The 19,909-nt window shown below is 50.8% G+C and carries 22 protein-coding genes; 5 read left to right on the plus strand and 17 right to left on the minus strand.

Annotated features, from left to right (window positions below):
- Window positions 1-337 (plus strand): transposase (locus ABD796_RS32250; RefSeq protein WP_344916276.1); only part of this gene is annotated, 337 nt, incomplete at its 5' end.
- A 2-nt stretch (window positions 338-339) separates the two neighbouring features.
- Here the strand turns inward: ABD796_RS32250 and ABD796_RS32255 are convergent.
- From ABD796_RS32255 to ABD796_RS32270, 4 genes are all read right to left on the minus strand, one after another.
- Entirely contained in the window at window positions 340-633 is a 294-nt protein-coding gene (locus ABD796_RS32255; protein WP_344916278.1) for a hypothetical protein, read from the minus strand.
- A gap of 4 nt (window positions 634-637) precedes the next feature.
- Complete coding sequence (locus tag ABD796_RS32260) at window positions 638-1,852, minus strand: AAA family ATPase (protein ID WP_344916280.1); 1,215 nt, start codon at window positions 1,850-1,852, stop codon at window positions 638-640.
- 251 nt (window positions 1,853-2,103) lie between these two features.
- Window positions 2,104-2,481 carry a HEPN domain-containing protein gene (locus ABD796_RS32265; RefSeq protein ID WP_344916282.1) on the minus strand — a complete coding sequence of 126 codons (378 nt, stop codon included), beginning with the start codon at window positions 2,479-2,481 and terminating at the stop codon, window positions 2,104-2,106.
- Window positions 2,474-2,791: a nucleotidyltransferase domain-containing protein gene (locus tag ABD796_RS32270; RefSeq protein ID WP_344916284.1), complete on the minus strand. Its 318-nt coding sequence runs from the start codon at window positions 2,789-2,791 to the stop codon at window positions 2,474-2,476. Before ABD796_RS32270 ends, ABD796_RS32265 begins: the two co-directional genes overlap by 8 nt.
- Window positions 2,792-2,823: 32 nt before the next feature.
- Here ABD796_RS32270 and ABD796_RS32275 point away from each other — a divergent pair, with 32 nt between their 5' ends.
- Window positions 2,824-4,464, plus strand: coding sequence for a hypothetical protein (locus ABD796_RS32275; protein WP_344916285.1), 1,641 nt, complete (start codon window positions 2,824-2,826; stop codon window positions 4,462-4,464).
- A gap of 452 nt (window positions 4,465-4,916) precedes the next feature.
- Here ABD796_RS32275 and rlmD read toward each other — a convergent pair whose 3' ends face one another.
- The 4 genes from rlmD to ABD796_RS32295 all read right to left on the minus strand — a co-directional run bounded on the left by rlmD (window position 4,917) and on the right by ABD796_RS32295 (window position 8,772).
- Entirely contained in the window at window positions 4,917-6,539 is a 1,623-nt protein-coding gene (rlmD, locus tag ABD796_RS32280; RefSeq protein WP_344916287.1) for a 23S rRNA (uracil(1939)-C(5))-methyltransferase RlmD, read from the minus strand.
- 19 nt (window positions 6,540-6,558) lie between these two features.
- Window positions 6,559-7,467: a diacylglycerol kinase gene (locus ABD796_RS32285; RefSeq protein ID WP_344916289.1), complete on the minus strand. Its 909-nt coding sequence runs from the start codon at window positions 7,465-7,467 to the stop codon at window positions 6,559-6,561.
- Window positions 7,468-7,529: 62 nt separating this feature from the next.
- Window positions 7,530-8,345: a sirohydrochlorin chelatase gene (locus tag ABD796_RS32290; protein ID WP_344916291.1), complete on the minus strand. Its 816-nt coding sequence runs from the start codon at window positions 8,343-8,345 to the stop codon at window positions 7,530-7,532.
- 136 nt (window positions 8,346-8,481) lie between these two features.
- On the minus strand, window positions 8,482-8,772 hold the full coding sequence (locus ABD796_RS32295; RefSeq protein WP_344916293.1) for a YerC/YecD family TrpR-related protein: 291 nt from the start codon (window positions 8,770-8,772) through the stop codon (window positions 8,482-8,484).
- Window positions 8,773-9,087: 315 nt separating this feature from the next.
- Here ABD796_RS32295 and ABD796_RS32300 point away from each other — a divergent pair, with 315 nt between their 5' ends.
- The gene (locus ABD796_RS32300; RefSeq protein WP_344916295.1) at window positions 9,088-9,711 is read left to right on the plus strand and encodes an aminotransferase; all 624 of its coding nucleotides are present in this window, start codon (window positions 9,088-9,090) and stop codon (window positions 9,709-9,711) included.
- Window positions 9,712-9,858: 147 nt separating this feature from the next.
- Here ABD796_RS32300 and ABD796_RS32305 read toward each other — a convergent pair whose 3' ends face one another.
- The 3 genes from ABD796_RS32305 to ABD796_RS32315 all read right to left on the minus strand — a co-directional run bounded on the left by ABD796_RS32305 (window position 9,859) and on the right by ABD796_RS32315 (window position 12,778).
- Window positions 9,859-11,142 (minus strand): Glu/Leu/Phe/Val family dehydrogenase, encoded by a 1,284-nt coding sequence (locus ABD796_RS32305; RefSeq protein ID WP_344916297.1) that lies wholly within the window; start codon window positions 11,140-11,142, stop codon window positions 9,859-9,861.
- A gap of 195 nt (window positions 11,143-11,337) precedes the next feature.
- Complete coding sequence (locus ABD796_RS32310) at window positions 11,338-12,240, minus strand: TIGR01777 family oxidoreductase (RefSeq protein WP_344916299.1); 903 nt, start codon at window positions 12,238-12,240, stop codon at window positions 11,338-11,340.
- A 205-nt stretch (window positions 12,241-12,445) separates the two neighbouring features.
- Window positions 12,446-12,778, minus strand: coding sequence for an L-rhamnose mutarotase (locus tag ABD796_RS32315; RefSeq protein ID WP_344916301.1), 333 nt, complete (start codon window positions 12,776-12,778; stop codon window positions 12,446-12,448).
- A gap of 163 nt (window positions 12,779-12,941) precedes the next feature.
- Here ABD796_RS32315 and ABD796_RS32320 point away from each other — a divergent pair, with 163 nt between their 5' ends.
- On the plus strand, window positions 12,942-13,814 hold the full coding sequence (locus ABD796_RS32320; protein WP_344916303.1) for a helix-turn-helix domain-containing protein: 873 nt from the start codon (window positions 12,942-12,944) through the stop codon (window positions 13,812-13,814).
- 107 nt (window positions 13,815-13,921) lie between these two features.
- Here the strand turns inward: ABD796_RS32320 and ABD796_RS32325 are convergent, their stop codons facing one another.
- Window positions 13,922-14,593: a Bax inhibitor-1/YccA family protein gene (locus ABD796_RS32325; protein WP_344916305.1), complete on the minus strand. Its 672-nt coding sequence runs from the start codon at window positions 14,591-14,593 to the stop codon at window positions 13,922-13,924.
- 157 nt (window positions 14,594-14,750) lie between these two features.
- Between ABD796_RS32325 and ABD796_RS32330 the strand changes: the two genes are divergently transcribed.
- Window positions 14,751-14,876: a hypothetical protein gene (locus ABD796_RS32330; RefSeq protein ID WP_344916307.1), complete on the plus strand. Its 126-nt coding sequence runs from the start codon at window positions 14,751-14,753 to the stop codon at window positions 14,874-14,876.
- A 103-nt stretch (window positions 14,877-14,979) separates the two neighbouring features.
- On the opposite strand, the gene purD is transcribed toward ABD796_RS32330, so the two are convergent.
- The 5 genes from purD to purM are packed head-to-tail and all read right to left on the minus strand — an operon-like array spanning window position 14,980 to window position 19,902.
- Window positions 14,980-16,239 (minus strand): phosphoribosylamine--glycine ligase, encoded by a 1,260-nt coding sequence (purD, locus tag ABD796_RS32335; RefSeq protein WP_344916309.1) that lies wholly within the window; start codon window positions 16,237-16,239, stop codon window positions 14,980-14,982.
- Window positions 16,240-16,269: 30 nt separating this feature from the next.
- A complete protein-coding gene (locus ABD796_RS32340) occupies window positions 16,270-16,998 on the minus strand; it encodes an IMP cyclohydrolase (protein WP_344916311.1) in 729 nt (242 codons plus the stop codon).
- A 28-nt stretch (window positions 16,999-17,026) separates the two neighbouring features.
- Window positions 17,027-18,202 (minus strand): phosphoribosylaminoimidazolecarboxamide formyltransferase, encoded by a 1,176-nt coding sequence (locus ABD796_RS32345; protein WP_344916313.1) that lies wholly within the window; start codon window positions 18,200-18,202, stop codon window positions 17,027-17,029.
- A gap of 39 nt (window positions 18,203-18,241) precedes the next feature.
- The gene (gene purN / locus ABD796_RS32350) at window positions 18,242-18,862 is read right to left on the minus strand and encodes a phosphoribosylglycinamide formyltransferase (protein WP_344916315.1); all 621 of its coding nucleotides are present in this window, start codon (window positions 18,860-18,862) and stop codon (window positions 18,242-18,244) included.
- On the minus strand, window positions 18,862-19,902 hold the full coding sequence (gene purM, locus ABD796_RS32355; RefSeq protein ID WP_344916317.1) for a phosphoribosylformylglycinamidine cyclo-ligase: 1,041 nt from the start codon (window positions 19,900-19,902) through the stop codon (window positions 18,862-18,864). The genes purN and purM overlap by 1 nt, the downstream gene beginning before the upstream one ends.
- Window positions 19,903-19,909 lie beyond the last annotated feature (7 nt).

The raw sequence follows: 19,909 nt of genomic DNA on the forward strand, positions 1-19,909 counted from the left end.
AGCGGATGTAGCGGCTTTTGTTCGCTTTCTTGAAGATCTTCTCACGGCGTACCCGACTGGTAAAATGGCTCTTATTCTGGATAACAGCCGAATTCATCATGCCATAGCCTTACAGCCGTTTCTCAAAAAACATCCTCGTTTACAGCTAGTCTTCCTGCCGCCTTACAGTCCAAACCTTAACCCCGTTGAAGGGCTATGGCTGTGGCTCAAAGCAGACGTGGTCAATAACATCTTCTTTGAAAAGTTCTATACGATCAGGCTTCATGTGAGCCAATTCATGAAGCGGATCAATAAGCATCCGATGCAAACCATCGATCGTCTGCTTGTTCGGTTATGATCTTAATTGCGTTCTATATAGATCAGCGAAATATTTTCTATACTATAGAAGTTGATAGGAAATAATTTTTCATGACTAATCTCTTCATAATCATGATCTATTATTCCATAACTGTTTGGCTGAGATTCAACTTTAGCTCTAATATTACTACAGTTACCACCATTATCTATAAATTTATCAGAAAACTCCTCTAATTGTTGATAAAAAATTTTATTTGACTTACCCTCAACATAAATAATCGGCTGAGTAACAAGTTTCAATTTTCCTCTATTGTATTTTTCTTTATTATAGTTCATATCATTACACTTCTTTCGCAATATTACCTTCAATTGCCATAAAGTCTTCGTAGATATATGGAGCGTGAGTTGCTATAAACAAAGTCTTACCATTAGTTAAAACATGTAAATCAGTAATTATTTTATTCTGGTAATTCAATGATAATGATAATTCTGGCTCGTCAATTAAATAAATATCTACATCATTTAAAAGTATTTCTAAGAAAAGAAAGGTTATTTTCTTTTCTCCAGATGATAACTTATCAAAAGTCATTTCCTCGGAATTTTTCAAAAAAATTAGTTCATTAATATTTTGAAGTTCTATTTTAATATCTGCATATTTAATTATGATATTATTAAATTTTGAAATTTTATCAAATAATTCATTTCTTTTTTGCAATAATTCATCGAACTTATTAATATCAATGAGCTCGCTCCAAAAGAAAGTTTTTACACCATTATTGATTGCATTAATTTCCAACTCTATTTTTTTAAAAATATTCATAAAATCAATATTGTCTGTAGTTATATAGCGTGCAGATTTTAAAGATAGATTATCCATAATTTTATTTTTCTCTAAATCAAAATTCAAGTCGATATCGTTTGACTTCAATTCATATAGCTGGTACTTTTCTTTGAGGTACGATGCTAATATTAAGACTTCTTCCACAAGATTTATAGAATGTTTTGAATTAATCTCCAAGTCAAAATCTATGGCATGCTTTATAGAATTCACTAAACTATTAGCGAAAAAATAAAGATCATTCAACCAGTTATCAAATCCAATCGGACTAAAAATATGCCAATTTGCCTGTTTAATGACTCTATCTAAATACTTTAAAATCCGATCAACTTTATGTTTCCTATTAGCAGAGCTATAAAGATATTCATTCGGAATTTCATCTATCAATAAGGACAATTTTTTCAAAGCCATCATATTTTCAAGTACAAACCCTATAAGATTTTCTTTCTCTACTTTCTTTAAACTTTCGTTAGCTAAAAATAAGGAATTATAATCCACACCATTTATTCTTAGTTCATCCAAATTCATACTATCAATAATTTTCGAGAAGTTTTCCTTTTTCTTCTCTTTAGCTAACTGATATAAAGAATTAATTGTTTGAAGAATCCTGGTTTTTCCCTGCCCATTATTCCCAAAAAAAACAGTGTTTCTATTTAAATCAAACTCTATTTTTTTTTTATTATCCTTAAAATGTAGATACAATTTATTTTCTTGCATATGAACCTCCTCAAAATTGGATGAAATACATTTTTCACATCATTATGTATAATAGGTTTGATTAATGTTGTATAAAAGTACCTTCTTATTTTATGCACTCTCCCATTTTTGATTGTTCCAAGATCTCACCCGTTACTTCTCTAATATTGTACTCGGAAAATCCTGATTTCTCAGATTTGGCACTATTAACTGGAACACTCCAAAAACAATTGGTTCCCCCTAGACATAAGGTATACTCCACAAATAAATAATTATTTCAACTGATTTGTCACACATCTTATTATAAAATAAATTGAATCAACTTTGTTTAGAGCATCAATAGCGTCCTCTTTACTTAAGTCATTGTAAATGAGTACATTATAACTTGTTAATTCAGCACAATTTTCTTCAATTTGCTTAAACGCAATGTTGTATTTGGCACAAACTTTGACCAGATAAATTAAATCATGAACACGAGTAATAGGATAATTGCATAAACTTAAATAGGATTTTAATAACGTTTCTGCACTTTGAAAACACATGAAGCAAATAATGTCAATCGGTGTCGAACTCATCCCAAGTAAGTAATGTGCTGCTTCCCTTATCCGATTCCCCCGCGAAAATAACTCTAAAAAAACCTCTTTATTCATATAATTTTATTCCTTCATTTTTGATCATATATTCAAATGTACAAGCCATTTGGGACTTTTTTGAAAATTCCACCGAATCACTTATCACCAAATCTAAAGGGATATTTACCTTTTCAATCAACCTCTTTCTAATTTTTTTTAAAATATCAATTTTACGCTCATTTGAATTTGTCACAATATATAAGTCAACATCACTATCCTTATCATATTCTCCATTTAAGTAGGATCCAAATAGATATATGCAAATTGTAGGCACACAATTTGTAATTTCCTGTATAATAGTTTTTAATTGTTCCTCTATATTGTTCAAAAGTATCACTCGATTCAGGAGGTTTTAAAATTATGGAAGTTAAAATTGGAATTAACACTACCAATATAATATTACCCGTTCGACCAAAATTGGGAAACAATAATATTTATATTAACAAGGAAGATTGGATACAAATATTTAATTCAGAAAATTCCAATAATCAAGCTGAGCAAAAGTTTTACTACCCAGAAGTAACCAGTGATTATGATGCTACCCAAGAGATAGAGGATTTATTTGTGAGTAAATACTTTTTACCAGGAATACAAAATCTACTCTTTTCTAAAAATGGGAAGTTTTCAGCTTTTAGGTTGAAAGAAAACTCCAAAATAATAAAAGCAAATTTCCCAGAATGCAATCAGCAACTTAGGTTTGAATGGTTATCAACAGAATTATATAAATTCAGTGATAAATTTGCCTTTCTCGTTGTACGCGTCGCTTTGCTCCCAGAAGAAAATAATCAGGGACTTATTGATCTTGATGATTGGATAAAATTTATAAATAGAATACGGCAGAACCATAATAAATATCTAAATGCTCCTAAAATCAACTTTAAAACTTCAAAAAGAGATAATTCCCACCAAAACTCGGATATCTTTGAAGCAGTTTCCTCAATAATAGATAAATATAACTTGTTTATTTCAAATAAGATTTCAACCGATGATTTTGATTTGCAAGATTACAAATTATCTTCATTTAAATTTATTGAACCAGACAATTTTATACATGCTTGTGCACAAGTCACTAATCTAATTGAACCAAAACAGCTTTTCCGGATATCCAGTTTTGATGAAACAATAAATAATTATGATGAGGAATTTGTGAATTGTTTTATTAAAAATAATACTTACCAACGATGGGGAGCATCGGGAAATTACACAATTGGAAATGATAACTGTTGGATTTCATTGATAAAGATTGATAATCCTCCAAGTTATAAGTTTAACCGTTTCTCCTCAAATAACTGGTTTCCCGATCACTACTTACAAATCTTTAATAAACAGTATTTGATTATTGCTTTATTAAACTTATTCTATAGGGAAGAATTACAAAGGTTGTCCGGTGAATATTCTACATTAGAAAATCTCAATACTCAGAGAAGTAATGCTAGAAGAATTTTATCTTCCTTTGATAATTTAAATCTTAACTATTACTTCCACAAAATTTCCAATGAAACCCAAGGCATTGAGATGTGGAATCTCTTCAACAATATCCTAGGAATACATTCGCTTTATAATAAAGTTAAAGAAGATATGCGGGAGCTTAACCAAAGACTTATAGAAGTACATAGTGAACTTCAAAACAAAGAAACAAAAACATTAACAATATTAGCATTCTTCACGGGAATGCTAGGCATTAATGTTTTAATTGAAAAGAAGACTACTGAAATAAGTGAATACATAAGTAATTTTATACCAACAATTGACCAAATGTTTCCTATAGTGAGCTTCATTAGTTTGATTACTTTTGTTATCGCATCATTACTATTTCTATATATGTTACTTAATATATTTTTTATCGTATCTCTTTTTAAAGAAAGAATTATAGTATTTATGTCACTTCTTAACAGAGGAATAAAAATAACACATAAACTAATATCAAATTTAATTAGTTATGTCTCTAAGAGAGTAACAAAAGAGAGAACCTTAGATACTCAAGAAGAAATTTCATTATAACAATTATTCTAGATATCTCAGTTGAATCTTCACCTCGCTCGGAGACTCTTCTTCCATAAACAACATTTTGATATCATTAGAGGTACCTGTAGGTGCCCATTTCCACTTTTGTTTCTCAGTTATCTCATTTACTTCGTTCACCCTGTTGCTAAGTTTTGCATGGTTCTGACCCTTCTCGCTATCTTTGGACAGCCGCGATATTAGAAGATTTCCTTGATTCCACTGTCTGCTTCGACAACAAGACTCTTACCTGTTTCACCTAATTGAAAAGAGGAATCCTGCCTCTACCCTAGTTAATAGACAAAAACACCTGATTTCAGCTTCAGGTGTTTTTGTCTATTAATCTATTATTTATTTCGTCAACAATCAGTCAACTCTACTATTCTCTAGCCTCTGTTTCACACTTTCATTTCATCAGTACTACTCCCCAAACCCGCACCACCACTGCATTCTTAGCGATCTGTACCATTCCTTACCAACAAAGCCACCGATTCTACGTGAACGGTATGCGGAAACATATCCACCGGCTGGACCTCCACCGTGCGGTAGCCGCCGTCTTCCAGGAGGCGGAGGTCGCGGGCGAGGGTGGACGGGTTGCACGAGACGTAGACGACGCGGCGCGGCTGCATTGCCACGATCGTCTCAAGCAAAGCGGCGTCGCAGCCTTTGCGAGGCGGGTCGACGACGATGACGTCGGCCCGGACACCCGCAGCGCGCCAAGTCGGGAGAACCTCCTCGGCTTTGCCGACGGCAAATTCGACGTTGTCGATGCCGTTCAGCTCGGCATTGCGCCGGGCATCCTCGATCGCCTCGGGCACTACCTCTACTCCATATACGCGTTTCGCCCGCTGCGCTAGGAACAACGAGATCGTCCCGACGCCGCAATAAGCGTCGATTACGGTCTCATTGCCGGTCAGACCGGCATACTCCAGCGCTTTGCCGTACAACACCTCGGTCTGAGTCGGGTTCACCTGGTAGAACGAATGGGCGGATATCGCAAACCGCACGTCCCCGATCGTATCATAAATACGATCGTTACCCCACAACACGGATGTCTCCGCTCCCATCACCGTGCCGTCCGATCCATCATGAACGTTATGGCATACGCTGGCTACGCCGGGCACCCGCTTGACGATACGGGCCGCGAGTTCCTTCGCATGGGGAAGCTTGCGCTTATCCGTTACAAGCACTATCATCGTCTCGCCGGTGTGGAAACCGGTCTTGACGATTACATGGCGCAAGCCGCTTTGCTTCCCGGCATCGTAAGCGGGAATGCCTAGTTGGCCGGCTTCCTCCTTCACGATGCTCACGATGGCATCGGCCGTCTCGCTGCGGATGAGGCAGCGTTCGGCATCGACGATCCGGTGACTGCCGGTCGCAAAAAAACCGGCCACAACTCGGCCATCCCGCTCCCCGAAAGGAACCTGTACTTTATTCCGGTATCGCCACGGATCGGCCATCCCGATCGTGGGGTGTACGACGACCCCGGCAGCGACCGGATCGGCAGCATCAACGAGGGCGGCGACAGTGGGCGTACGGGCTTCCTCCTCGCCGTTCAAGGAGCGACCAGGCGCCGAACCTTCGCCGACTTCTCCTAAGCCGGCAACGTGAAGCTTGCCGATCCTTCGCAAATTGTCCGCTACATGCCGTCGTTTCCACTGCAATTGCGCTTCGTAATCCAGATGCTGCAGCTGGCAGCCGCCGCACTCTCCGAATACCGGACAAGGGGGTTCGACCCGCTGCGGACTCGGCTCCAGCACCTGAAGCAGCCGCGCGAAGCCGTATTGTTTTTTGATGCCGGTCACTTGCGCTTCCACCTGTTCGCCAGGCAGCGCTCCATGAACAAAAAGGGTAAAGCCGTCGGTGCGGCCCACCCCTTCTCCCTCATGTCCGATTCCGTTGACCTGAACCTTCACCCGTTCCTGCATCGCGACCGGTGCCGAGACGGCGGAGGAAGCCGATGCAGAGGATGGACCGCGGCGACGGTCGCGCTTGTCCGGCTGCCCGTTCCGCTCCGCTCTTTCCTGCGATCCGCCCCGCTTCGTTCGACCGCTTGGGCCGTATCGTTTTGCCACGATTGATACACTCCGTTACTTATTTATAGGTGGACGTCCCGGACTCGTCGACGAAAATATGTAAATGATCCGGCAGTACCGATATCGTACAAGGCAGCGTGCCGCCAAACTCGCCGTCCAGGTTCAATTGCACATAGTCCGGGGAAGTGACCTGAATGCTCTGCGTCTTGAAATGAATGACATGCGGATCGTTCATATGCTCCCCGCGCAGCGCGGACGAGACGATGCGGATAAACTCGGCCAAATTGCATTTGCGCAAAATGAAGACGTCGAGCAGCCCGTCGCTCAAGCTCGCATCCGGCGCAAGCCGCTCGAAGCCGCCGACCGAATTGCTATTGCAGATCAGGAACATCATGACTTCCTCGTGAACATGCTTTTCCTTGGAAACAAAGCTCAGCTCGGTCGGCCGCAGACGCGGCAGCTTCTCGAGCCCCTTCATATAATAAGCGAGCTGTCCGAGCATCGTCTTCAGCTTGCTCGGCACCTCGTACGTAAGCTCGGTCATCGAACCGCCGCCGGCAATGTTGATGAAATACCGCTGGTTGACCTTGCCTACGTCGATCTTCCGGGTATGCTGCTGCAAGATCAGATCGACCGCGAACTCCCAGTGCTTCGGAATGCCGAGCGCCCGAGCAAAATCGTTGGTCGTACCGACCGGCAGTATGCCGAGCGGCGGACGACGCTCTTTCTCCGCCATGCCGTTAATCACTTCATACAGCGTACCGTCCCCGCCTGCGGCGATGATGACATCGAAGCCGCGGTCGATCGCATCGGCGGCGGCAACGGCCGCGTCGCCTTCCCCGATCGTGGCGTGCGTGGACGTTTCCAGTCCGCCATACTCGAGCCGTTGCAAAATCTCCGGCAATCTTCGTTTCATTTCTTCGCGACCGGAGGTCGGATTGTAGATCAATCTGGCGCGTTTCGCCATCGACCCATTCCCCCATCTAGGAATCTTTCTCTATTGTGAGCGATTTGTTTAAACGTGCCTACTTATTGCTTATGGCTTTGGATTGCGCCCAGCATGGCGGTAATTTGCCGCTCCATCCAGCGGGACACCGCCGGGTGCGGAAGCAGCGCTTTCCCCGTGTACCGGTGGCGAAGCCCGCCCAGTCTTTGCGGAATAACGGTGCTTGTAAAATAGCCTGTACTTAGAAAAACCGGAGCCACGAGGACGTCCTCGTGCGGATTTTCTTCTATGAAACGTCCGAGCGCTTCGCGGGACTCGTCCGGCAGCAGCAGCGCCGTATGGACCCCGGCATAACCGCCAAGCTGCTGCAATCTGTCCGCGATGCGGCCCAGCCCTCTTTTCCAACGCGCATAAAAGTCCGGCAGCTCGCTCCCGTGACCGATCAGTAAAACCCGTTGACGCTCGGGCCGATGCGTGATATCCCGCAGATGCTCCAGCAATATATTCGCGACGACCGGATCATCATCCAGCGGAGGGCATACGCTTACGCTCGCACGCAGCCGAAAAGGCTCCAGATCGGTATCCGAGGACGGATGCGGCAGATCGCCGAGCGCATAGCGGATTTCATCCACATGCGTACTGCCGTAAGAGATGAACAACGGTATGACGATCATCTCCGTCACCCCGAGCGCCTCCAAGGCATCGATGCCGTCCTGGATAAGCCGTCCTTCCGCCAGTTCGAGGAACGAGGACACGATAGGAACCGGCCCCTGCTCCGTTGCCGGCAGCCGGATCTCGGCGACCGCACGGTCGATCCGTTCGATCCATTCCGCGCTGCGCGAGCCGTGGCTGATAACGAGTACGCCCGCTTGCCCCATGACAGACACCCTTTCCGTCAACTTCCCTTCTCATGCTATCGAAACCGGTCGCGAAAGTCAATTCGGCCGCCCCGCCAGCGCAAAAACCCCGCCCCTTGCGGGAGCAGGATTCGGTAACCGCGACGCGCGTCAGGAAAACGGCGAGACGGGTTGCGAATTAGCGGCCGAGCCGTTCCAACGACATTTTATACCCGTCATTGCCGTAATTCAAACAACGCTTAACCCGTGAGATCGTCGCCGTGCTGGCTCCCGTTTCCGCTTCGATCTGGTTATACGTGCTGCCTTTGCCCAGCATGCGGGCTACCTCAAGACGCTGCGACATCGATTGTATCTCATTAACGGTACATAGATCGTCGAAAAAAATATAGCACTCTTCCACTGTCTTCAAGGTCAATACGGCCTCGAACAACTGGTCGATCGTTTTATCGTTCAGCTTCTTCAACTGCACCTTCACTCAACCCCATTTCACTGACTTACTTACCTGTTTCGACACAAATACCGACTTTCCTTCCTTTACGATGGCGAAACAGTAAAATTTCTATGCACTGTCGCGCTAAAATCGTTGCCGGCCTCTTAGGCATCGGTGTGTCATTCCGGAACAGACAGGTCGGAAAACGGGCTTCTTAAACGCCCATTTCTCCCTATTGTCGGGCATATCCCCGAACTGGACGCAAAAAACCGGGCATTCGTCCAATCCAATCATTCGCCTACCACATACTGTATCCTATAACGATTAATCCAAACAAGAAGGAATGTGAACCGCGTGAATCCAAATCAATGGCCAGTCTGGCAGGACCAGCGGAACCAAAGACACCACAGGAGCCAAGGTCACAACCGCAACCAGTGGGAATCCCGCAGCATCGGTCCTTACCCCGGAGCCGGGGCGGGCGGCGGATTTCCGACCGAAGGCTTCGGTTTCTCCCCTACCCAATCGTTCGGAGAGTCATTCGGCGGACAATTGGGTGGACAATTGGGCGGACAGTTCGGCTCCCAGCTGCCTGCCGTGCAAGCTCCTTCTGTAGGAGCCGCAAGCGGGGCGGGCGGGGCAGGCGGGGCGGGCGGTCTGCTCAGCAACCTCAGTCTCAGCAATATCAAATCGGTCGTCGACCGGATGGGCGGCATAGAAGGCATTATGTCGACGATGGGCAAGGTGCAGAAGATCGTCAGCAATATTCAGCAAATGCAGCCGATGCTCAAGCTACTCATGAATATGATGCCCGGCAAATCGAAAGCGACCGACGATCCCGACGATTACGAGTTTAAAAAGCGGAGAAAACGGAGACGGAAACGGCGCAAGGGCAAAGGCACGAAAAAAGCCCGCACCCGCTCCACCAACTCCACCGTATACACCCGTTCCACGAACCGCCGCAATCCGGACCGCTACTAGAGCGATATCGCGTAAAAAGACACCTCCTTCCCACATCTAAGTGGTTTGGAGGTGTCTTTTTAATCCGGAACGTGAACCGTATCTATTACCGTTCCTCTGGAGGAACCTGATCAGCTTTAATGACGGATTGCGTAACGCCTTGGCGGCCTAGACCCAGCCTCTCAGCCGGCTTGCTTCGGCATATTTTTGCACGCCAAGCATATAAGCGGCCAACCTCGGCGTGATGGTGCGGCTTTTGGACAAAGCCAGCACTTTGTTCACTGCCTCGACCATCTTGCTTTCCAGCTTGCGGTTGACTTCTTCCTCCGTCCAGTAGTAGCCCTGATTGTTCTGCACCCACTCGAAGTAAGACACCGTCACCCCGCCCGCATTGGCCAGCACGTCCGGAACGACGAGAACGCCGCGCTCGTGCAGCTTGTTGCTGGCTTCGAGCGAAGTTGGTCCATTGGCGGCTTCGACGATCATTTTCGCCTGAATCTTCTCGACATTGTCCATCGTGATCTGGTTTTCCAGAGCGGCCGGGACGAGCACGTCGCAAGGCTGGAGCAAATATTCCGAATTGCTCAGCCGTTTGCTGAACAAGTTCGTTACGCTTCCGAACGAATCTCGACGGTCGAGCAGGTTAGGCACGTCCAGCCCGTTCTCGTCGTAGATGCCGCCATGTACGTCGCTGATGCCGACGACGAGGGCGCCCCATTGATCGAGAATTTCCGCCAGATTGCTGCCGACGTTGCCGAAGCCCTGGATACATACCTTCAGTCCTTTAATTGCCAAGCCCTGCTGCGCCGCCGCCTCGCGGATCGAGATCGCTACGCCGAGCGAGGTCGCCTTCTCCCGTCCTTGCGAGCCTCCGATGACGAGCGGCTTGCCGGTGATGAAGCCGGGGGAATCGTATTCGCGGATACGGCTGTATTCGTCCAGCATCCAAGCCATAATTTGCGCGTTCGTGTAGACGTCGGGCGCCGGAATATCTTTGTTCGGTCCGACGATCTGGCTGATCGCACGCACGTAACCGCGGGCCAGACGCTCCACCTCGCCGAGCGACATCGTCCGGGGATCGCAGATTATGCCTCCCTTGCCTCCGCCGTAGGGCAAATCGAAGAGGCCGCATTTCAACGTCATCCACAGCGACAAAGCGGATACTTCCTCGGCCGTTACGCTCGGGTGGAAACGAATGCCGCCTTTTGTCGGGCCGACGGCGTCGGTATGCTGGGCGCGATAGCCGGTAAATACTTGAACATGACCATCGTCCATCCGTACGGGAATACGAACTGTAAGCAGCCGCAGCGGCTCCTTCAGCAATTCGTAATAGCTTTCTCCATAACCAAGCCGCTCCAGCGCCTCGTGTACGACCTTCTGGGTAGAAGCCAGCACGCCCTCGCTGAGCGCCGGCTGGCTTGCTCCGATCAAAATCCGTTTGTTTCCGCTCATCTGCTTCACCTGTTTCCCGTTATTGTACCTAACTTGTACGTTTTTCGTTCCTATTCCAGTTAACAATAGCTAACACAGAGTGTCAAGTAGCAAAAGTATCGAATCGAAGAAACGTTCGAACTGCGCTCAGCTTCCGTCGGGCGTGCCGCGTTGCATAGCAGAGGTCGACTGCGCCTGCCGAATTCCGGCTACCCTTTAGCCGGATGGGCGATCGTATAATTCCTTCAGCGCGGCGTCGAGGCCCGGATAGCGAAATTCAAAGCCGCACTCGAGCGCCTTCTGGGGCAGGACCCGCTGCCCGGTAAGCAGCATCTCGGACATTTCACCCAAAGCAAGCTTTAGCGCCGCCCCGGGTAAAGGCAGCCAATGCGGACGATGAAGCGCGCGCCCGAGCGAGCGGCCGAATTCGTCGTTCGTAACCGGGTTCGGAGCAGTCGCATTAACCGGTCCGGTCATCTCCGGATTGTCCAGACAGTGCCGGATCAGGCGCACGATATCCTCGGCATGAATCCAGCTCATCCACTGTCTGCCGCTGCCGACTCTACCCCCGACGCCCAGCTTATACGGCAGCGCCATTAACGGCAACGCCCCTCCTTCAGGAGCAAGCACAAGTCCGGTGCGCAAAAGCACCAGCCGGTTCGTCTGAATCTCCCCGGCGGCACGCTCCCACTGCTGGACCACGCCAGCCAGGAAGTCGTTGCCGCGGACCCCGCTCGATTCGTCGAACACCCCGGTTTCCGACGTGCCGTAGATGCCCATGGCGGAGCCGCTGACGACGGCGTTGGGCTTCCGCTTCAGCAATCCGGTCAGCTCGGCCAGCCTGCGCACCGTTGACAAGCGCGATTCGAGCACACGACGCTTGGCCGCCGCCGTCCAGCGCTGATTGATCGATTCTCCGGACAAATTGACGATGCCGTCCAAGCCTTCCAGCTCTTGCCGGTCTTCGTTCAACCGATCCCAGGTCACCGTCCGCAGACTGCTTCGCATGCCGCCCGCCGACGAACGGGAGATCAGAATCACTTCATCGCCGCTAGACTGCAAATACCGCACCAGCCTGCTGCCGATCAGACCGGTTCCGCCGCTTATGGCAATTCTCATCGTCCGACACCGCCCTGCCCGTTTCTTTCTATTTTACCACAGCGGGAGCAAGGACAAAAAAGAAAGCTCCGCAAGGAGCCTTCGTGACGTTTTTTGAAATTGTCGATGCGATCGGCTCCAGCACAGATACGGTAAGGATGCTCCGTTGTATACCAGTATACCCACCCGTTAAGCAAAGCTTGCAATCCGTCTGCCGACGATCCGTTCACGCCTTTTCATGAAGCGATTCTTGTACATAGCGGTACGCCTCCCGGATCACCTTCACGTTCTCTCCGTCCTCCCACGGCAATAGAAGATCGCTCATATATGCTTGCCATCTTGCATTCGCAGGGTGATTGGCCAACATCTGCATAGCCTCCCCGAAATGCTCAACGATCATATAGGCGAACAATGTACCGTCGTGATAATAAATATGATAGCGCTTGATGCCGGCTTGGCCGAACGCTTCCTCGAGCTCGGGATACACTTGCCGGTGCCTGCGGAAATATTCGGCTTCATGATCAGGATGAATGTGCAGAACGAACGAGACGTGCTCCATGTGGTCCACTCCCAGTCTAGTCAGATTCAGCCCCAGGCCTGTTTATCGGGCTGCGTGCTTGGATATCGCCAACCTTTCTCAATCGTATGCGTTTACATTCCAGAAATCATCGCATAATATGGATACATCATCATACTTTCTTGCTGCATTGCGGAGGTGGAGCATGCGCAAATATCCGCTTCAAGTAGAATGGGACCTCGCCCCGGAATCCGAAAATATCGAGGTGACGCCGAGCCTTCTGGCTCAATCGATGTTTTTCTACGTGCAAGCGGTCGGAAGGTTTAAAGCTTTGGAGCATTATTACACGAACCGCGAGCAGTACCATTCCTTCCTTCTCTTATGGACGAAGCGGGGACAAGGCAGACTGAAGTATGGAGGCAAGAGCTATTCTTTATTGCCCAATGACGTGTTTTTGATCGATTGCAAGGAGCCCCATTATTATGAGACCGCCAGCGGCGTTTGGGACATGGACTGGCTTCATTTCAACGGCGGGAGCAGCCAGAGCTATGCCGAGCTTATTTTGCGAAATGCCGGACCGGTTCATGCCCTGGCGGCCGATACGATCATTCCTTCCCGGCTTGAGCTGCTGCTGCAAGCCCAGCGAACAAAACCCATCCATTCGGATATACTTAGCTCCAAGTGGATCGTCGAAATGCTTTCCGAGCTGCTGATCCAGAGCGTATACAAAGAGCCGGACTCCAAAGATATGACCTGCCCGCCTTATATTCTCGAAATCATGAATGAAATGGAACGCAATTGCAGCGCAAAAATAACGCTGGACGACTTAGCCGAACAGCATAGCTTCAGCAAATATCACTTGGCCCGCGAATTCAAGCGTTATACGGGCTATAGCCCGACCGAATATGTGACGCATGTGCGGTTGTCCCTCGCCAAAGAAATGCTCAAGTTCTCCGATCTTACGATCGCCCAGATCGCCGAGCAGGTGGGGTATCAGCAGGCGAGCTTTTTCATTAAAACCTTTAAACAGCGGGAAGGCGTCACTCCGCTTGAATTCCGCAAGCGTTGGCGGGCGTAAAGCCGGATTCCCGACCATAACATTGGAACGCAGAGCCGAGTAGACGCAAAAACCCTCTGTCAGGCGCGATGCCTGCAGAGGGTTTCGTCGTTTTTTCCCGCCGCCGCTTAGTCGTCGCTGGACAAAATGCCGAGCAGACGCAGCAAGTAGAGGAACAGGTTAATGAAGTTCAAATACAGATTAAGCACGGCCAGCGGGATATCCTCGTCGGCCAAGCCGTGTTTGTATTGGGAAATATCGTACAAAATAAAGCCGGAAAACACGAGCACCCCGAAAGCGGCGATGAACAGGCCCAACGTTCCGCCGAAGCCGCCGGTAAACAGTCCGATCAGGCTGAAGCCGATCAGAACGAGCACGGCCACGGTCAAGAAGCCGCCGAGGAAGCTGAAATCTCTCTTGGAATAATACGCGTACGCGGTCAGCCCGCCGAAAATAATGGCCGTCAGCAAAAAGGCCGTCGTCACAAGCGTTGGTCCGCCGATGGACGTGTAGTGCGCAATGCTCGGAAATACCGTAATACCGCTGATTAGGCAAAACGTAAACACGAACCCGTATCCGATTCCCTTGCCTTTACGGCGAATGAAGAAGGCCGCGACCAGCATGATCAGCTCGACGATGACCAGCGGTATGAACAGCGCCGGGGGAACGAACATGCCCACAACCGATCCGATGAACGACACCAGAATCGACAGCGTCAACATGCGCAGCAGCTTGTGGAACGGAGCATTGTACGTAGACTGATGCTCGTCGGTATACGATTGCTGTTGCTCCAAATTCATCGATATAACCCTCCCGTTAATGGTTGTACCTATATTTGGTATTAGTATATCATACGATCGCGAATTCATACCAACCAAATTGGGCATACCTAACAAAAGCATCCAGGTCCTTCAACAGGCCGATCTACAGCCTGACATTAACGAGGTGATGTGCTCCGTGAACGGGCTTTCCCATTTTATCGGTACCCATTGGCGCTCCATGCTGCTGCTTCTCGGGCTGGCCGTGGCCGTTTGGTATATGCTGAAGCACAAGAAGAAGTTCGAGAATAACGAATTTGAGTGAGAGGTATCCGGTCCCGGGGTCGGGAATGCCGGTCATACCAAAAAACGCCCGCCTTTCGGCGGACGCTGATGGCAAGCATACGGCGGCGTACTTCCCGTCCGTACTAGCGCAAAGCTTTGAGCGCTATATCTTTGCGGTATTGCATGCCTTCGAAGCGGATACGTTCCGCATCGGCGTACGCTTTGGCCCGCGCTTCCTCGATCGACGCGCCCTTGGCCGTTACGCCGAGCACGCGCCCGCCGTCCGTAACGATCGCGCCGTCCTTCGTCGCTGTCCCGGCATGGAACACGACCGAATCCCGGACTTCGTCCAAGCCGTGAATCGGCACGCCTTTCGGGTAACTGCCCGGATAGCCACCCGAGGCGAGAATGACACATACGGCCGATTCGTCGCTCCAGCGAATATCCATATCCTGCAGTCGGCCGTTGATCGTCGCCAGGAAAATATCCAGCAGATCGGTTTCGAGCAGCGACAGCACGACCTGCGTCTCCGGATCGCCGAAGCGCGCGTTGAATTCGATCGTCTTCGGACCGTTCTCCGTAATCATCAGCCCGGCGAACAGCACGCCGCGGAACGGACGGCCTTCCTTCACCATCGCAGCTGCGGTCGGTTTGATGATCGTCTCGATCGCTTCGTCGATGACTGCTTGCGGGATATGCGGCAGCGGACTGTACGTGCCCATGCCGCCCGTATTCGGCCCTTTGTCGCCGTCGAACACCTGCTTATGGTCCTGGGAAGGAACCATCGGACGAACGATATCCCCGTCCACGAACGACAGAATGGACATTTCCTGACCCTGCAAAAACTCCTCGATGACGACGAGACTTCCGGCTTTGCCGAACACCTTGTCTACCATGATCTCCCGCAGCGCCTGCTCCGCTTCCTCCAGCGTCTGCGCCACGATGACGCCCTTCCCTGCCGCCAGACCGTCCGCCTTGATGACGATCGGCGCTCCTTGTTGGCTCACGTAAGCGAGTGCCGGTTCGTATTCCTCGAACGATTCGTAAGCGGCCGTCGGTATGTTGTATTTTTTCAGCAAATCTTTCGTGAACACTTTCGAGCCCTCGATAATCGCCGCATTTTTGCGCGGACCGTATACGGGAATACCGCGCTCCTCCAGTACGTCGACGATGCCGTCGGCGAGCGGATCGTCCGGGCCGATCACGACCAGGTCGATCGCGTAATCCAGCGCGAACTGGGCGACTTTCTCGAACTCGCTTTCTTTAATCGGCACGCATTCCGCGAGCTCGGCTATGCCCGCATTCCCCGGCGCACAGTAAATGTGCGAGATGCTGGCGCTTTTCTTCAGCGACCAGATGATCGCGTGTTCCCTTCCGCCTTTGCCAACCACCAAAATACGCAAACCGAACCCTCCCGAATCTGTCAGCTTGAATTATTTATTAATAATGTGCGTCTTCGTCTCGCCGGTTGCCCGGTCGATCGTCTTGACCAGCAGCGAAATCTTGTTGTCCGCGTTCAGACGCTCCCAGAAGAACGAAGCCGTTTGCTCCGCATCGTCGAACAGCGGCATCAGAAGCGGTTCCCCTTGGAACGATGGCAGCGGATTGCCGTCGCCCGCATAGGTCGTAATACAATGGCCAAAGCCGGCAATGCCTTGCTCATAGTGGAAATAGTGGCGCATCGTCTGCGACGGGTCGTTGGCGTTCGTCTTCAAGATCGACAGCTTATACGCGCAGTGCGCATCGCCCAAATCGACCAGCCCGGAAATGCGCGGCGTGTAGTTGGGGCCGTCCGGTTCCCACGTGCGCGTCGTCAGCGCCTGTTCGAACGTGCCGCCTTGACGCAGCGCATCGTAAACGGTATCCGTCTGGTCGCCGTTCGTCACGATATGTGCCTGCCCCGTATGGCGGACCGGGTAATAAATGATCAGCGACGGATCGGTCAGCTTCGCCGGGTCTTTGGCTTCCGTGCGCACGAAGCCGTTGTCCTCGCCGATAAAGACGCGGTTGCGGCTGTTCTCGCTGCGCCCCATAATCCAATACACCTGGGCATAGCGCGTGCCGTTCGGCGTCAAGCCGATAATAATGCCCCGTCCCGGGTACGGATTCGTAATCAGGTTGGCGGCATGAACTTCCGCCGCTTGACTCCATAGTTGTGTCACGAGCACGTTCTCCTTTATCGGTGCAAAATTAGTGATGGAACAGACGCACGCCGGAATAAGCCATGACCATGCCGTAATCGTTGGCCGCCTGCACGACTTCCTCGTCGCGCATCGAGCTTCCCGCCTGAATGACATAGCGGACGCCGCTGCGGCTCGCCCGGTCGATATTGTCGCGGAACGGCAGGAACGCGTCGGAGCCGTAGGATACGTTGGTCAAGCCGTTCAGCCATTCCCGCTTCTCCTCGCGCGTCAGACGCTGAGGAACTTCCTCGAAGCATGCTTCCCAGCTCGCCTGTTCGACAGGCGTCAGCTCGTCCTCGAGCCACAGGTCGATCGCATTGTTTTGCTCCGGACGGGAAAGCCCTTCGCGGAATTTCATGGAGAGAGCCGTCGGATGCTGGCGCAAATACCAGCGGTCGGCCTTGTCGCCCGCCAAGCGGGTACAATGGATGCGCGACTGCTGACCCGCACCGATGCCGATCGTTTGGCCGTCGAGCGCGTAGCAGATCGAGTTGGACTGCGTATATTTCAGCGTAATCAGCGCCACGAGCATATCGCGCTTCGCTTCTTCGGTCAATTCCTTGTTGCTAGTCACGACATGATCGAATACGGAAGCGTCGATCGTGCCGTCGTTGCGCTCCTGCTGCATTTTCAGCCCGAACAAGGTACGGGTTTCGATAGCCGGAGGCACATAGTCCGCGTCGATTTGCAGAATGAGGAACTTGCCGCCCTTCTTCGCCTTCAGGATCGAGAGCGCCTCCTCGTCGTAACCGGGGGCAACGATCAGGTCGGATACTTCGCGCTTCAGCAGCTTGGCCGTCGAGGCGTCCACCGTATCGCTCAACGCCGCCGCATCGCCGAACGACGACATCCGGTCCGCTCCGCGCGCTCGCGCATAGGCGGTAGCCAGCTCGGACAGCTCCAGACCTTCCACGAAGTAAGCTTTCTTGAGCGTATCGTTCAGCGGAGCATAGACGGCTGCGCCCGCAGGACTGACGTGCTTGAACGAAGCGGCCGCCGGAAGACCGGTCGCCTGACGCAGCTCGCGCACAAGTTGGAAAGCATTCAGGGCGTCCAGCAGATTGATGAAGCCCGGGTCGCCGTTCAGCACGCGGATCGGCAGCTCGCCTCCGCCTTCGGCATACAGCTTCGCTTCTTTCTGATGCGGGTTCATTCCGTAACGCAAAAGGATTTCGTTTGCCATTGTGAACCTTCCTTCACTGGAATTCTGCTACTTGTTTTCTCAGCTCCGGCCGCGCACGACGCGCAGCCCGTCCTCGCTCAACCGTACGCTGCCGTCGCGGATCAGCCGAATAACCGCCGGATACAGCTCATGCTCGACCGGGTGGATTTTCGCGCCAAGCGAATCGGACGTATCGTCCTCCTCCACCTCGACGGCGCGCTGGGCGATGATCGGTCCGGTATCCATACCCCCGTCCACGTAGTGAACGGTTACGCCGGTCACTTGGACCCGGTGCGCCAACGCCTGTCCGATCGCATCCAAGCCCGGAAACGAGGGGAGCAGCGAAGGATGGATATTGACGATCCGTCCCGCGTAAGGGACCAGCAGCGTGTCCGAGATGATGCGCATATAACCGGCCAGCACGATCAGTTCGATGCCGCGCTCCTGCAGCCTGCGGACGATCTCCGTTTCATATTCGGCCTTCGAGGCGTAATCCTTCGGGCGGAAGGCGAAAGTATCGACTCCCGCCGCCGAAGCCCGCTCCACGACTTTGGCATTCGGCCTGTCGCAGACGAGAAGCCCGACTTCGACATCGAGCTTCCCGGCTTGCACCGCGTCCACGATCGCCTGAAAGTTCGAGCCGCTTCCCGAGGCGAAGACCGCAATGCGAAATGACGCCATCACACATCCGCTCCGCTGAACGTCACGACCTGCTCGCCTTCGGTAACGGTTCCGAGCAAATACGCCTGTTCCCCGTTCGCTTGCGCTACTTGGATCGCCAACTCCGCTTGCTCCGCCGGTACGACGATCACCATACCGATGCCCATATTGAACGTGCGGAACATGTCGTTGTTGGAGACGGAGCCTGCTTCTTGCAGCAGCTGGAAGATCGGCAGAATCGGCCAGGAGCCGTATTCGATGCGGACGTTCACGCCTTGCGGCAGCACGCGCGGAATGTTCTCGAGGAAGCCGCCGCCCGTAATGTGCGCCATTCCTTTAATATTCACTTGTTCGAGCATCGCAAGAACCGGCTTGACGTAAATCTTGGTCGGCGCAAGCAGCGTATCGCCCAGCTTGCCGCCCAGCTCCGGCACTTCGTCCTGCAGGCTGTACCCTTTGTCCTGAAGCAGCAGCTTGCGTACGAGCGAGAACCCGTTCGAATGCACGCCGCTCGAAGCCAGCCCGATGACCGCATCGCCCGGGGCGATCGAACGGCCGTCAATAATTTTTTTCTTGTCCACGATGCCGACCGTAAAGCCGCCGATATCGTATTCGCCCGTTCCGTACATCCCCGGCATTTCCGCCGTCTCCCCGCCGATCAGCGAGCAGCCGGACTGCAAACAGCCGTCGGCGATGCCTTTGACGATCGCTTCGATCTTCTCCGGTACGACTTTGTCGCAAGCCAGATAGTCGAGGAAGAAGAGCGGCTCCGCACCCTGCACGACGATATCGTTGACGCACATCGCGACCGCGTCGATGCCGATCGTGTCATGCTTATCCATGGCGAAGGCGATCTTCAGCTTCGTGCCGACTCCGTCCGTCCCGGACACGAGCACCGGCTCGTCGTACTTGTCCTTGTTCAGGGCGAACAGGGCGCCAAAACCGCCAAGCTCGGTAAGCACCTCCGGACGGAACGTCTTCTGCACATGCTTTTTCATCCGAACGACCGCTTCGTTGCCCGCCGCGATGTCCACTCCCGCTTGCTTATAAGCTTCCGACAAATTCGTT

Source organism: Paenibacillus hodogayensis, assembly GCF_039536325.1.
Taxonomy (GTDB): Bacteria; Bacillota; Bacilli; order Paenibacillales; family NBRC-103111; genus Paenibacillus_AB; species Paenibacillus_AB hodogayensis.